Below are 14,403 nucleotides of genomic sequence, written 5' to 3' on the forward strand. Positions count from 1 at the left end.
TACATGGCTCGCCTGGAAAAATTTTTAGCCGCCGCTACCAGTCAATTCTAAAAAACGTTTAACCGTTTTTCTTTTGTCAACGAAACTGCATCCTCTCAGATACAATCAGCAACATGGTAACGCTTGCAACGATCTGCCGCGGACCACTGATGACTGGCCGAAAGCAACGTTGCATCAAGCGTTGCTCTCGGTTAAGAACATACGGAGCAGTTTTCTGTTGAAAGTAATAAAAAGGAGTCAAGCAGAAGACCTGACCATGCTACGACGAACGCTGTCGCACCCAACCGTTATCATTGGTGTGTGCTCATAACGGGAGAAAGACATGCAGTGGGGACAGTTACTCGATATTGATGCATCCGCACGCGACGACGAACGGCAGGACCCGGAAGAGCGCCTGCTGGCCCAGATGATTACCGTCAAAATGGTCATGTTCCTGGGCAAGGATACCAACCTCGACAGCGATGAATGGCGTGGGCTGTTCAGCTGGCTAGGGCTTAAGATCCCCAAAAGGGTCGATGATAGCCATCTTTACCGCGACTATGCCCCTGCCTTGAAGCGCTGGTGGCGCCAGCAAACCAGCACACTGGACCCAAACGCCAGGGTCCAGGGCACACTCACCCTGCTGTGTGATGAAGTGGCTGATCTGCTTCAGCTCAACCCGCTGGAAAAAAAGCTGCTGATGTTTACCTGGCTGCGCCTCCGCCACCCCATCATCAACCCGGTGCTGCTTTCAGTGGAAGAGAACCGAGCCAGAAAACTTTTGGCACTGCTCACCGGCCATGGCAGCGATGAAGTTCACCTCTGCCTGCAGGACAATGGCCGTTTGAAACGCCTGGGCCTGCTGACCACCCAGAGTAACGGTCGCCTGCTGCTTGATCTGGATGATGTCCTGTCTGCGGGCCCCATGCTGCGGAACCTGGCGCCATTAGTAAACCATGACGTAGGCCTGCTTTCCTCCACCGCACTGCGTACCTTCATCACTGACAACCTGATGAGCCTCTGCCCGATCCAGGAAGCCGGAGGCTTCTCGATGGCCAGCTTTGGTGCGGTACCCTTGCGCCAACTCGCGGTTGATTACCTGCAACAGGCTATCAACAACCACCAGGCCGGTGCCAATATCCTGATTTACGGCCATCCGGGCGTTGGCAAGACCGAACTGGTCAAAACCCTGGCCACCCAGCTAAAAGTGCCACTTTACGGTGTGCCTGTGGTCGACAAGGGCGACGACGTGCTCACGCCCAGCAAACGTCTCCACCGTTACCAGGTGGTGCAAAAGCTGATTGACCAGCGTCCCGGCATGGTAATGTTTGACGAGATCGAAGATGTCATCAACGACGAGGACGCCCTGCCCAAAGGCTGGATGAACCAGTTGCTTGAGAGCAACCCCAAGCCAGGCCTGTGGATCAGCAACAGCGTCAACTGGCTGGACCCTGCCTACCTGCGTCGCTTCGACCTGATCATTGAAGTCAAGACACAGCGCGGTGAACAGGCCCGTGAACATTTCCAGCAATTGCTGCAAGCCTTACCGGTCACCGCTCAGGGACGCGATTACCTTTCACGCCAGGAATGGATGACGCCTGCCGCCGCAGAGCAACTGTGCCGCCTTGGGCAGCTGTTGAACCCGCGCACCCCACAGCGCAACGAACAGCACCTGGATACCCTGATGAGCCACCGCCTCAAAGCGCTTGGCCACAGCGCTGACCGCCCACAAGTGCAGCTTCACACTGATGGCCCCCGGATGCCTGAATACCGCCTTGAATGGCTCAACACCCGCCCCGGACTGGACAGTATTGTACAGCGACTGTCCCGTCGTCAGCGCGGTCGACTTTGCCTGCACGGTTTGCCTGGCAGCGGCAAGACGGCCCTGGCCCGCCATCTGGCAACACGCCTGGAACGTGACTTGATCACTGCCCACGCCAGTAGCCTGATGGACAAGTATGTGGGAGGCACCGAAGCCAAGCTGGCGGCTCTGTTCGAGCGGGCGCGCGAACAGAAAGCCGTGCTGCTATTGGATGAAGTGGATACCTTGCTGATGCAGCGCGATAATGGCATGCAGAGCTGGGAAATCTCCCATACCAATGAGCTGCTGGTACAGATTGAAAACTTTGCGGGGATTCTGCTTGCCACCACCAACCGGGTAGACAGCCTGGATCGCGCCGTCATGCGTCGCTTTGATCTTAAGGTCGAGTTCTTACCGCTTGCCCCGGAACCATTGCGCGATCTGCTAAGAGCAATATTGCCCGAACGTGATCATGCGCGCCTGGCCGACATACCCAAGACCCACCTGGCCAGCCGTCGCCTGACGCCAGGCAACGTGCGCACGGCACTGGATCAGCTTGACCTGCGCGGCCTACCCCTGCGCCTGAATACACTGCTGGATGCCCTGACGCTGGAGGAACGTGAGCAGCACGGCCAGCGCCAACCCATGGGTTTTGTGTAGCACAGACGTCTCACCAGCCTCAGAAGGAGCGACTCATGGCACACCTGACACACGATATCCTTGAGTGCCCCCGCGTCGCCGTTTACGGCACCCTCAAGCAGGGGCACCGCAACCATCACTGGACGGAAAATGCCCACCTGCTCGGCCAGGACCGGCTGACAACCCTTTCCCTCTATGATCTGGGCCCCTACCCAGGGGCAAAAGCCCTGCCCTCTCAGGGTGTGTCAGTCGAAGTCTACGTTATTAGCGCTGAACAGCTTGCCTTTCTCGATCAATTGGAAGGCTACGCCGCCGCTGCACCGAGCGAAGGGCTTTACAACCGTGCCACCTTTCCCACCCGACACGGTAAAGCCTGGTGTTACCTCTATAACCCCGAAGTCAATGAACGAATGAAGATTGAAACGGGAGAGTGGTGAAGGGTTGATATGACCCCATAGCAAAACGCCCCCGCACTTTTCAGTGCGAGGGCGTTATCAGCCTAACGCGTCAGCGGATCAGGCGGTTTCGCGACGACGCACCGGCGCACCACCTTCAGGGCGTCGACGGGGCGCACGCTCAGGCGCACTGTCTTCGCTGATTTCCAGCGGACGACCGGCAACCCGGGCACGTCCCATCTTGGCAAGAATGGTGCTTGGCAAGCCGGTGGGCAGCTCGACCACTGAAAAGGCGTTGCGGATATCGATGCGCCCGATACGCGCGCCCTCAATGCCACCTTCATTGGCCAGTGCGCCCACCAGTTGACCCGGTTTGACGCCATCTTTATGGCCTACTGATACGCGATAACGGGTCATGCCTTCAGACGGCGCGCGCTCACGGCGCGGGCCACCGCGGCTTTCGTTGCCGCCTGCACGCTCACGCGGTGCACGTTCTTTGCGTGGTGCCTGCAAGCGACCAATCGGTGCTTCATCCGCACGCGCCATGGCAGAGAATGCACAGGCCAGCTCAATCGGGTCATAACCTTCTTCAACCAGACGCTCAACCAGAGCACGCTGTTCGTCAGCGCCCTTGGTCAAGGCAGCGATGACGCGCTGATGGAAGGCTTCATCACGATGTGCACGGATGGCGGATTCGTCCGGCAGCGGCATTTCGCTCATTTTCTGGCCGGTTGCCTGTTCCATCCAACCGATCTTGCGGGCTTCACGGAAACCGGCGAAAGTAATTGCGATACCGCTACGTCCGGCCCGGCCTGTGCGCCCGATACGGTGGGTATAGGCTTCGGAATCCTGCGGCAGATCGTAATTGATTACGTGTGTAATGCGCGAGACATCCAGGCCGCGTGCGGCCACGTCAGTGGCAATCAGGACATCAACCTTGCTGCGCTTGAGACGGGTAATGGTGCGCTCTCGCAGGCTCTGATCCAGGTCACCTGACAGGCCGGCCGCGTTGACACCACGAGCAGTCAGCTGCTCCACCAGGGTTGTACAGGCGGCGCGGGTACGCACGAAGACGATAGCAGCATCAACTGGCTCGACTTCAAGAATACGCGCCAGGGCTTCCAGTTTGGCACCCCCATCGACACGTACAACGCGCTGCTCGATATTCTCCCCCGTCGTGGTACGCGACTCAATCGCCACCTTGACCGGATCAACCAGGTAACGGTTGACGATACGCTCGATTTCAGTCGGCAGCGTGGCTGAGAAGAACACCCGCTGAGCGTCTTTGGGTGTATCGGCAACAACACGCTTGACGTCATCAATAAAGCCCATGCGCAGCATTTCATCGGCTTCATCCAGCACCAAGGCAGACAAGCCGTTAAGTTTGAGGCTGCCGCGGTCTAGGTGATCAATGATACGCCCCGGCGTACCCACTATCACCTGAGCGCCACGCTTGAGCGCCTGCATCTGTTCGCGGTATTCCATGCCACCGCACAGGATGGCCACTTCCAGACCTTTCAGATTCTGGCCATAGCTTGAAAACGAGGCAGCAACTTGCTGCGCCAGCTCACGGGTTGGGGCCATTACCAACACCTGAGGCTCACGACGGGTCAGGTCCAGACGTGACAGTAGCGGCAGTGCAAATGCCGCCGTCTTGCCGGTACCGGTCTGAGCCTGGCCCAGCATATCGCGGCCTTCGAGCAGCGCGGGAATGGTTTTCACCTGAATGGGTGACGGCGTTTTATAGCCGAGAGTTTCAACAGCAGACAAAACGGCAGGCAAAAGAGCCAGATCGCCAAAACTTTCGCCAACAGCGGGCGAATCGACAGAAGTCGTGGTCATTAATCACACCTTGGTAGGCCGATATATTAAACGGCAAAAAAACGTCAAAAGCGTCTCTGACTCGATGACGAGCAGAACTCGATTCATGCAGCACAACTGCAAGCGGCAGAAGGCGTTATAGGGAGTCGGAGACGCCGGTCGCACCAAGCATTGACAGCCAGAACCGCGTTGGCGGGCTGACCGCTGTGGCGACCTTCTGCGCCAGCTTTGGAAACAGACCTTGAGTCTGTTCAGCGGCGCGCCATCTTCACACATCAATGAGCGCTCTCGAAGAGGCTCTGCGCTAGCCTGAACATTCAGTTCGGGCATTCGTCATGATGGAGGGGTCAACACATGCGAGGAAGGCACATACTAACATCGTGCTAATCATCTGACCAGCAGGATCATGTTTCTTTATGACATCTCCCCCGCAAGCGCGACATCAGTCATGCTGCTGCCATACGCCTTTACCGGCCAGGCGGGAACGATCATGTGCACGCTCAAGATCAAGCAAGGGACCCGCCGGGACGATGCGTGTGGGATTGATCATGTCATGACTGTAATAATAGTGCCGTTTGATATGCTCCATATTGACCGTTTCAGCCACACCCGGCCATTGATAGATTTCACGCAGATAATTGGAAAGGTTAGGATAATCTTCAATACGCTTCAGATTACATTTGAAATGGCCGTGGTAGACAGCATCAAAGCGCACCAGAGTGGTAAAGAGACGAATATCTGCTTCGGTCAACCACTCACCGGCCAGGTAACGCTGCTGATCCAGACGTTGCTCCATGCGCTCCATGGAGTCAAACAGGGCGGTCACGTGCTTTTCATACACTGCCTGATCAGTGGCAAAACCTGACTTATACACGCCATTGTTGATGTGCTCATAAACGTCGGCGTTCACTGCATCGATTTCTTCTTGCAATGCAGGCGGATAAAAATCCAGCCGACTACCCGTCATGCCATCAAAGGCCTGATTAAAAATGCGCAACAGATCGGCGGACTCATTATTGACAATCACATTGCGCTGCTTGTCCCACAGCGCGGGCACGGTAACCCGGCCGGTGTAGTGCGGATCGGTCAGCGTATAAAGCTGGTGATGATAGTACACGCCATTAACCGGATCACCGCTTGACCCTTCGCTTTGCTCATAGGTCCAGCCCTGATCCAGCATTAGCGGGCTGACATGGGAAGCGCCGACCAGGCCACCCAGCCCCTTGAGTGCGCGCATGATCATGACCCTGTGGGCCCAGGGGCAGGCAAGCGACACATAAAGATGATAGCGATCAGCCTCTGCCGGGTAGCTATTAACACCCTGCGGCGCTTGACGACCTATCCAATCGCGCAGCTGGGCAGATTCGCGCACAAATTCTCCGCCGTGCTTATCAGTGTCATACCACTGATCCTGCCAATTGCCGTTAACCAAAAGCCCCATGATGCGCCTCCTGAACTGATGAATGGCATTGCAAGCGACAATGTTGAAAACACCCGCTGGACAACACCTTGAACACATCAGCATACTTAGTCGGCCGTATGCCACAAGCGCATGTTTTACGGTGTAACGTTCGACTCAGTCGAATCATTCGACGTACGCTCAGCGACTGCCTGTTTCAGCGCTTTTGCCATGGCATGAGCAGCAGGCCCTGCCCGATCACGGTCACGAAAAATAATCTGGATAGGTACTTCTCGTATTGCACCTGCCGCAAGAGGGAGTGGTTTAAGGCATTGGGCGGCAAGGTCCTCGGCAATGCGGGTTTCCGGTAGCCAGGCAAAACCCAGCCCGCGCTTGACCATATCCAGGGATGTATGTAGATGCCCGACCGTCCAGCGCTGTTCAGCCTTGAGCCAACCCGCGTTGACTGATTGACGAAGAGCGCTATCGCGCACGACCAGTTGGCGATACTGGGCCAGATCACGCAGATCCAGTTCACGCCCCAACTGATGCAGAGGATGCTCCGGATGAGCCACTGCAATAAAGCGAACGTTGACCAGAGGTTCTCCCAGGAAACCCTGAGCCTCCAACCCTGTGATCACCAGGTCTGCCCGGGCGTCGTAGAGCATTTCGATTCCGCCATTGAGGACGCTTTCATGCAACTGTACCCGCACCTGGGGAAAATCTGCTGAAAACTGTTCAAGTGCACGGGCCTGTGCCGCCTCAGGAAACGTCTGGTCGATCGCAACGACAATTTCAGCTTCGAGACCTGACGCCAGCCTGGCAGCAACATCTTCAAGGGAAGCGGAGCTTTCAATTAATTGCCGTGCACGCCTCAGCAGCAGTTCACCGGCTTCGGTCAAACGCACCTGACGCCCAACCGGCTCAAGCACCTGAACGCCAAGCTGTTCCTCAAGCTTATGGACAGCATGGTTCAGGGTCGACGGGCTTTTATGAATGGCTTCCGCCGCGCGAGCAAAACCACCGTGATCGACAACAGCGGCCAACATCTGCCATTGGGCAAGTGTGACTCGTGACATTTCGAATTCCTCGACGCCTAACAGCAAAATTTTCGCTTAATTTTCGAAAAACTTGCACCATGATGCCATCAAATTCATTCAGGTAGTGATGCGCCCGTCAGACACAGTAAAAAAAGCGACCGATAGGCAGCATTTGCGCGGCCTACCTAGCTCACCTTTATTTACATTTTGGCTATTATTTTTAGGCACGGTAGCTGTTAAAGTATAAGAAAAGCTAAAAAAGATAACACTTACTCTCCTAGCATAGTGTGGCAAGCCTCATGTCTTCCGCCGCATTTTTTCTGTATGTCTATACAGTCTGTTCACTGACCATGACATAGGGTAAGGTAAAACAACATATATTTTTATCGTCATGTTTATTTATCAAGCCGGTGGTCAATTTACCTATGCTGCGAATACTTCATTCGCTGCCTCGCACTCATAAGTTATTGTTATTACCAGTGGCCACCATGGTCACGGTGCTGGGCACACAAAAGTTACTGACGTTGTATCAGGGTTATCAAATTACAGACGCATCTTCCGAGAGCGTTTACCTTCCCCTCTCCGAAAATGCTTCTCCTGGCCTGCCTTCCTTGAACGAAGAAAAAACGCCTGTGGCAAACGCCATTGACAAGGCTTCCCGCGCCATTGACATTACTCGGCACAGCCTTGTACCCCCCGAGTTACAGCCAATGGAGCTGGCTGACTTCAACATGATCGACAGTGCCAACGCCACCTCCCAGCCAGATCAGGACACCCAGCCAGTGACAGCTCTTGAGGACGGGGCGCTGCATATAGCCGTTGTGTTGGGTACCCTCACCAACGGCATGCTGGAAGCGCATTCAAGCCCCGATCAGGATGACGCAGTTGCCGATGCCACCTCCTATGAGGATTATGACATCGACCTTATTGATACAAGTTCTTATCTTGATTTTGAGTTGGCCGCTGAAGAACCCTATGTTCCCGAATGGCAAACTCACCTGGTCAGTTCCGGTGAAACTTTTGCTGTTGTTGCTCAAGACGTGCTGAGCATGGGGTACAGCGAAGTGTTGACGCTTCTTGAGGCGATGCCCAACCCGCGCCTTTTGACCCACTGGCGATCCGGCCAGCATTTTAATTACCAGCTTGACGAGCAAGGCGAGCTTCTGGCCTTGAAGATGATGCATAACCGCCGCGACGGCGTGCTCATTGAACGTGCTGAAGATCAGCTGGACATCACCGTTATTGAACGTCAGGGTGAACCGATACAACGTCTCTACGCGGGCACCCTGAGTGGCAGCTTTGCCCGCTCTGCTCAGTCAACCGGGCTAGGCAGTGATGTTGTCACTGACGTCACCCAATTGCTTGAAAAAAAGTACGACTTTCGGCGCGACAGCCGACGCGGTGACAACTTCCAGGTTCTGGTTGAGTCTGACATGATTGATGGTCAAGCCTTTGATTCGCGAGTATTGGCTGTGCGCTATGAAGGCGAACGCATGGACCTGACGCTGGTGCGTAATACATCCGATGACAACTTCTATACCGAAGAAGGCAACAGCCTTGACCCCTCTTTCTCTCGCTATCCATTCCAGGGCAGCTATCGGTTGAGCTCCCACTTCAACCCGCGTCGTAAACACCCGGTTACCGGGCGAGTCTCACCCCATAATGGCACTGATTTCGCCATGCCGATTGGTACACCGATTACTGCCCCGGCAAACGGACGCGTTGACCGCGTCGATTATCACAATGCGGCTGGACGCTATGTTGTCATCAAGCACGATAATGGCTATCGCACGCGTTACCTGCATCTATCCCGCTCATTGGTGAAGCCTGGAGAGCGTGTAGAAATGGGTGAAGAAATTGCATTGTCAGGCAATACTGGTCGCAGCACAGGCCCTCACCTGCATTACGAGGTTCATGTCAACAACAAGCCAGTCAACGCCATGAACATTGATCTCCCGGAGAATACCGGCTTGAGCGGGAATGCACTGCTGGCCTTCCAGCGCCAGGCGGCGCCTGTTCTAGCCGCTTTGGATAGTGGTGAAACCGGCAACGTAAGCGTGGCAACCTATGCCGCCGAAGGCGACGTCGAATAGGTTTTCACTCGTCTTTTGATATCGTCAGCCATGACTCGTAAAAAGCTTCGAGAAACGGCTGATGATATTATCGTTCCTGGTCCAGCGCCGTCAGAATACGTGAATCCCGCTGATAGATATCAGCCCGGAACGTTACCTCACCGTCTACATCAGGCCAAGCAGTCAAATAATGTAGGGCCACTGGGATCTGCTCGGGCAAATTTACTTGAATATCACTGCGCGAAGAGCGCTTAAGTGTTTGCAGCCCTTGGCGACTGCCCGAATCTTCAAGCAACTTTTTTGCCAGCTCGTCGACGCCTTCCACTCTTACACAACCTGAACTGAGTGCCCGACGTTCACGCCCGAACAGACTGCGCGATGGCGTGTCGTGAAGATAAATCATATCGCTGTTGGGGAAGCGGATAACGACGCCGCCAAGTGGGTTAGCACGTCCGGCTGGTTGACGAATCATGATATTACCAGGCGATGCCCAATCTATTTCAGACGCATCAAGCGGCTTACCCGAATAGTCAATCACCTGCATATTGCGGCGCTCAAGATAGTCTGGGTCACGGCGCACCTGTGGCAGGATGTCTTCGCGCATGATGGTAGGCGGTAGGGTCCAGGACGGATTAATGGTCAGGTGTGTTATCCGCGAGTGAATGGCCGGTGTTTCGCGCTCGGCAGAACCTACCACAACCCGTGACTGCCAGCGTTCACCCGAAGGACGCACATAAATCAGCGAATAACCGGCAAGATCCACCCATAACCTCGGCGGCTGTTGTTCAAAGACAGGTGCCAGCCAGCGCGCCCGCTCCAGATTAACACGCAGCTGATCAATACGTGATGCGATAGAGGCGTTCAGCGCCTCGCGCGTATTACGCCCGACCACGCCATCATCCTTGAGCAGGTGGCGGCGCTGAAAACGCTTGACGGCGCCCTCCAGTTCGCTGTCAAAGAACTCTGGATCATTACTTTCAAGCCCCAGCGCCGGGTAGGCTTCTACCTGGCCAGTCAATAACCCCGCTGCACCCCAATAAGTTAGCCGTTGGCGCAGTGTCATTACATCCGGATGACGATCCCCCTGACGCAGTGCTTCATCGCGTGGCGGAAAAAAGGCCACACTGGCCTGGTCCATGGCGCGATATTCAGCCAGCGCCTGACGCAACGCTTGATAATGGGCCTGCCCGGGGCGAACTCGCTCAAAGGCACCGGCCACATCATCAGCAAGAAGCCGTTGAATGATATCAGCCATCGGCAAAGGGCGGCCTTCAGGCCCATCCCAGTCTGGCATCAAGCGGCGAGGATCTGTTTTACCATTCTGAAGATGGGTCAGGGCTTTAAGCAGTTGATGCGTGACATCAATGTCAAAATCCGCTTTACCCGCAGCATCGGCTGCACGACTGGCCTTATAGTCAGACAGCAATTTATCGATGGCGTAGTCTTCCACCGTCAGCCCATCGCCTGTCAGCTCACTCAGCGCCTCTACCAGGGCATTAACGCGGCGTTCGCTTTGCCATACCAGCGCATTGCCCAGCTGGGCATAAAAAACGTCCAATGGCTGATCGGCCGCAACGTTTTCGCCAGCGCTTTTCTGTGCCAGGACAGCGCGTACTGCCTCACTCTCCGCCACTCCGGCCTGCGTGGCGGGTTGCGCGGGTTCCAATAAAAGTGAATCGGCAAACGTTGGCATGACTCCGTCTTTTTTATCTGCCATGGCAGGTAGCATGACGCTAATAGAGGCCGTCAACACCATGCCAAGCGGCCATCGGCATATGGAGCTCACCCAATGTTTTAGGGATATTTTCTCGTTCATCGCCTCTCCTTGCGTTATTATTCTAACAATTTTCCTTGGCTTTCTCTTCAGGCTTTAACAAGAACAAGTCGGACACCTTTACTTCAAACATCCGGCACCACAAACATGGAACTTACAGATGATGTTTCCCTTAAAGATAGCAGCATTGCTGATCAGCTTCTCGACCTTACCCGCTCACGCTTCTAATTTCTTCGCCAACAGCGCCACTGCCCCACCATCCGGCACATCACCACTCCATCATCAACTCAAGCAGTTGGCACCACAGGCGACGGCTGATGCCTTACGAATGGCCGCTCAGGCACTCAACTGTGCCGACCCGAATGCAGAGCGTCTGGCGGTGATTGATTATTCACTTCCTTCTTCCGAACCGCGCATGTGGGTGTTTGACCTCGAACAGCATGAGCTTTTGTTCGAGGAACTGGTTTCCCACGGGCAAGGTTCTGGCGATGCTCTCGCCGAGGAATTTTCCAACACCCCGGACAGCCATCAGTCCAGTCTCGGCCTGTTTCGAACCATGAACAGTTATTACGGCAGCAACGGTTACTCATTACGCCTTGAAGGTCTGGAGCCAACGGTCAATGACCTGGCTTTTGAACGGGCCATTGTCATACATGGCGCTGATTATGTCAGTGAAGATTTCATCACCCAGACGGGTCGTCTGGGCAGAAGTCATGGCTGCCCGGCTGTGAGGACTGATGTGACTTACCCCTTGATCGATAGCATCAAGGAAGAGCAGTACGTGTTCGCCTATTCCCCAGATCCGGTTTTTCTTGCCGAATCCACCTACCTCAACTGCAACAATGATGCGCAAATGGCACAACGGTGAACCGCTTTGAGGTTCGGGCAATCAATCCCAGAGGGGCTGGGAGATGCTATTGATCGAAGCAGGCGACCAGACGACGTTGGGCTTCAGCAGCTCCCACCTCATTCATCCTGGCAATATTGTGATCAGGTATCTGCTGCGTATCGCCGTAGTATTCGATCGCCTTGCTCAGGCTTTCCTCTCTTAGCAAGTGTACCATTGGGTAGGGGGAGCGATTGGTGTAGTTGGGCGCATCATCCGGGTGAGCGTCCGCAAAGCAATAATCCGGATGAAAACTGGCAAGCTGGTAGATGCCTTCATAGCCCTGATCCACCAACAGCCGGTCCGCCAGTTCGATAAAATCCAGATAATGTTCGAAATCCTTGAACAGGGTCGGAAACACAATCAAGGTGGTTTCCGTTGTCGGCTGCTCGTCCAGCCACTGAACTTCCTTTATCAGTTCTTCCAACGCCAGTGCCAGCTTTTTTACCCGTGAAACAGCGACCCTGATGCTGCCCCGATCACGTTCCCGCCGAGCAAACGGGCAAATATTCATGGCCACAATCACATCACTGACCCAGCGACGGGTGTGGCGAATGACATCTTCATCGTTGCCTTGCATAGAGACCTCTTGACTGAAAAATCTACTTTTCACCACAGTACCGATTTGATCACCGCCACTGGTACTCATGACTTAACTCACGCATCATACTGTTTTCACGCTTCAATAGGCAGCTTCTCTCGCCATGTCACCCAACCTGATACCTGCTCCCCCGCGTCCCTTCCAGGGGTTTTTCGGCGTTTTCCGCTACAGCAGCCGAGCGCTCTCTCTGGTGTGGCAAACGTCTCCCAAAATGATGATTGGCCTTGCCGTGTGCACGCTGGTGGCAGGTGTGCTGCCGGCTGTCGCGACCTGGGTGGGACAACTGATAGTGGATGGCGTGGTCGCAGCCATGGAATCCTATCAGGCCAGCAGTTCATTGATGGCAGTGATTACGCCTGTTCTCTGGCTGGTTGCTCTGGAAGGCGCCATCATTGCGCTGATTACGCTGGCCCAACGCGGGCTCAGTGCTCAGCAGTCGTTGCTGCGGGCAATGCTGGGCCAGAAAGTCAACGTCATGATCCTTGAGAAAGCCGGTACGCTGTCGCTCAGCCAGTTCGAGGATTCCGAGCTTTACGACAAGCTTACCCGTGCACGTCGCGAAGCCTCGACCCGGCCCTTGGGGCTAGTAAACAAAACCTTCAGCCTGTTACAGAATGCCATTTCTCTGGTCAGCTTCGGGGTATTGCTGGTGCAGTTTTCTCCCTGGGCGCTATTGATCCTGATAGCGGGCGCTCTGCCGGTGTTTCTCTCTGAAGCCAAGTTTTCCGGCGATGCCTTTCGCCTGTTTCGCTGGCGTTCACCCCAGTCGCGCATGCAGATGTATCTGGAGACGGTGCTGGCCCGGGAAGACAGCATCAAGGAAGTCAAACTGTTTGGCCTGGAGCCTCTTTTTTTGCAGCGCTACCGTGATATTTTCGCTCGTCTGTTCAAAGAGGAAAGGTTGCTTACCCTGCGCCGCGAAGCCTGGGGGTTCGGGCTTGGCCTGATTGGCACCCTGGCCTTTTATATGGCCTATGGCTGGGTCGTGCTTGAAACCGTGGTCGGCGCCTTGACCCTGGGACAGATGACCATGTACCTGATGGTGTTCAAGCAGGGCCAAAGCGCGCTGTCAGCCTGCCTGACCTCGATCAGTGGCATGTACGAGGACAACCTCTATCTGTCCAACCTGTATGAGTACCTTGAGCAGCCCACCGAGCAGGAAAACGGTGAAATCACCGTCGGTGCCACCCCTGGCGACGGCTTACGCTTCGAGCAGGTCAGTTTTGCCTATCCAGGCGGGAGTGAAGTACTGCACGATATCTCCCTGCATCTGAAACCTGGCGAAAGTCTTGCCCTGGTGGGTGAGAATGGCTCTGGCAAAACCACCCTGATCAAGCTGTTAACGCGTCTTTACCACCCGACACAAGGCCGTGTCCTGCTGGATGGTAGTGACCTGCGCGACTGGGAAACAGCGGCACTGCGACAACGCATCGGAGTGATCTTCCAGGATTTCGAACGTTATCAGTTACAGGTAGGCGAGAACCTGGGGGTAGGTGATACGCAGGCATTCAGTGATGAACAACGCTGGGCACGCGCGGCTCATCACGGACTGGCCGACGACTTTATCAACCGTATGGAGAAAGGCTATCATACCCAGCTGGGCCGATGGTTCAAGAATGGCCAAGAACTGTCCGGCGGCCAGTGGCAGAAAGTGGCCCTTTCCAGAGCGTATATGCGCGAAAATGCCGACATCCTGGTGCTCGATGAGCCAACAGCCGCCATGGATGCCGCAGCAGAAGCCGCCGTCTTTGCACGTTTCAGGGAACATAGCCGCGACAAAATGACCATCCTGATTTCACATCGTTTTTCTACGGTAAGAAGTGCCGAGCAGATTATCGTGATTGATCAGGGCCGCATTATTGAGCGCGGCACACATCAAGCACTTTTACACAGCGATGGCCGCTACGCGTCACTGTTTCGCCTGCAGGCAAAAGGCTACCAATAAACGGAGCCAGGCAGGCAGATTGTCTTACTCGCAGTTGTGCCAAATCGCAAT

The 14,403-nt window shown here is 55.1% G+C and carries 10 protein-coding genes; 5 read left to right on the plus strand and 5 right to left on the minus strand.

All coding sequences use genetic code 11. The annotated features are described in order from the left end of the window. The first annotated feature begins 322 nt into the window (after window positions 1-322). Both LL947_RS10615 and LL947_RS10620 read left to right on the plus strand, forming a co-directional pair. Entirely contained in the window at window positions 323-2,440 is a 2,118-nt protein-coding gene (locus tag LL947_RS10615; RefSeq protein ID WP_499833163.1) for an AAA family ATPase, read from the plus strand. A gap of 35 nt (window positions 2,441-2,475) precedes the next feature. After that, on the plus strand, window positions 2,476-2,856 hold the full coding sequence (locus tag LL947_RS10620) for a gamma-glutamylcyclotransferase family protein (RefSeq protein WP_499833164.1): 381 nt from the start codon (window positions 2,476-2,478) through the stop codon (window positions 2,854-2,856). 78 nt (window positions 2,857-2,934) lie between these two features. On the opposite strand, the gene LL947_RS10625 is transcribed toward LL947_RS10620, so the two are convergent. The 3 genes from LL947_RS10625 to LL947_RS10635 all read right to left on the minus strand — a co-directional run bounded on the left by LL947_RS10625 (window position 2,935) and on the right by LL947_RS10635 (window position 7,113). Further along, window positions 2,935-4,656, minus strand: a complete 1,722-nt coding sequence (locus LL947_RS10625) for a DEAD/DEAH box helicase (RefSeq protein WP_499833165.1) — start codon at window positions 4,654-4,656, stop codon at window positions 2,935-2,937. Between the two features lie 421 nt (window positions 4,657-5,077). Then, window positions 5,078-6,076: a glutathione S-transferase family protein gene (locus LL947_RS10630; RefSeq protein WP_499833166.1), complete on the minus strand. Its 999-nt coding sequence runs from the start codon at window positions 6,074-6,076 to the stop codon at window positions 5,078-5,080. A gap of 116 nt (window positions 6,077-6,192) precedes the next feature. Continuing rightward, window positions 6,193-7,113, minus strand: coding sequence for a LysR family transcriptional regulator (locus tag LL947_RS10635; protein ID WP_290821881.1), 921 nt, complete (start codon window positions 7,111-7,113; stop codon window positions 6,193-6,195). Window positions 7,114-7,499: 386 nt separating this feature from the next. Here LL947_RS10635 and LL947_RS10640 point away from each other — a divergent pair, with 386 nt between their 5' ends. Then, complete coding sequence (locus LL947_RS10640) at window positions 7,500-9,167, plus strand: peptidoglycan DD-metalloendopeptidase family protein (RefSeq protein WP_499833167.1); 1,668 nt, start codon at window positions 7,500-7,502, stop codon at window positions 9,165-9,167. 67 nt (window positions 9,168-9,234) lie between these two features. Here LL947_RS10640 and LL947_RS10645 read toward each other — a convergent pair whose 3' ends face one another. Continuing rightward, window positions 9,235-10,839 carry a L,D-transpeptidase family protein gene (locus tag LL947_RS10645; protein ID WP_499833168.1) on the minus strand — a complete coding sequence of 535 codons (1,605 nt, stop codon included), beginning with the start codon at window positions 10,837-10,839 and terminating at the stop codon, window positions 9,235-9,237. A gap of 241 nt (window positions 10,840-11,080) precedes the next feature. On the opposite strand from LL947_RS10645, the gene LL947_RS10650 reads away from it, so the two are divergent. Further along, the gene (locus LL947_RS10650; RefSeq protein ID WP_499833169.1) at window positions 11,081-11,788 is read left to right on the plus strand and encodes a murein L,D-transpeptidase catalytic domain family protein; all 708 of its coding nucleotides are present in this window, start codon (window positions 11,081-11,083) and stop codon (window positions 11,786-11,788) included. A gap of 46 nt (window positions 11,789-11,834) precedes the next feature. Here the strand turns inward: LL947_RS10650 and LL947_RS10655 are convergent, their stop codons facing one another. Beyond that, a complete protein-coding gene (locus tag LL947_RS10655; protein ID WP_290821871.1) occupies window positions 11,835-12,386 on the minus strand; it encodes a DUF1415 domain-containing protein in 552 nt (183 codons plus the stop codon). A gap of 124 nt (window positions 12,387-12,510) precedes the next feature. Here LL947_RS10655 and LL947_RS10660 point away from each other — a divergent pair, with 124 nt between their 5' ends. Further along, a complete protein-coding gene (locus LL947_RS10660) occupies window positions 12,511-14,352 on the plus strand; it encodes an ABC transporter ATP-binding protein (RefSeq protein ID WP_290821869.1) in 1,842 nt (613 codons plus the stop codon). The last annotated feature ends 51 nt before the right edge of the window (window positions 14,353-14,403 follow it).

It is taken from the genome of Halomonas sp. BLK-85, from assembly GCF_044792155.1.
Classification (GTDB): domain Bacteria; phylum Pseudomonadota; class Gammaproteobacteria; order Pseudomonadales; family Halomonadaceae; genus Vreelandella.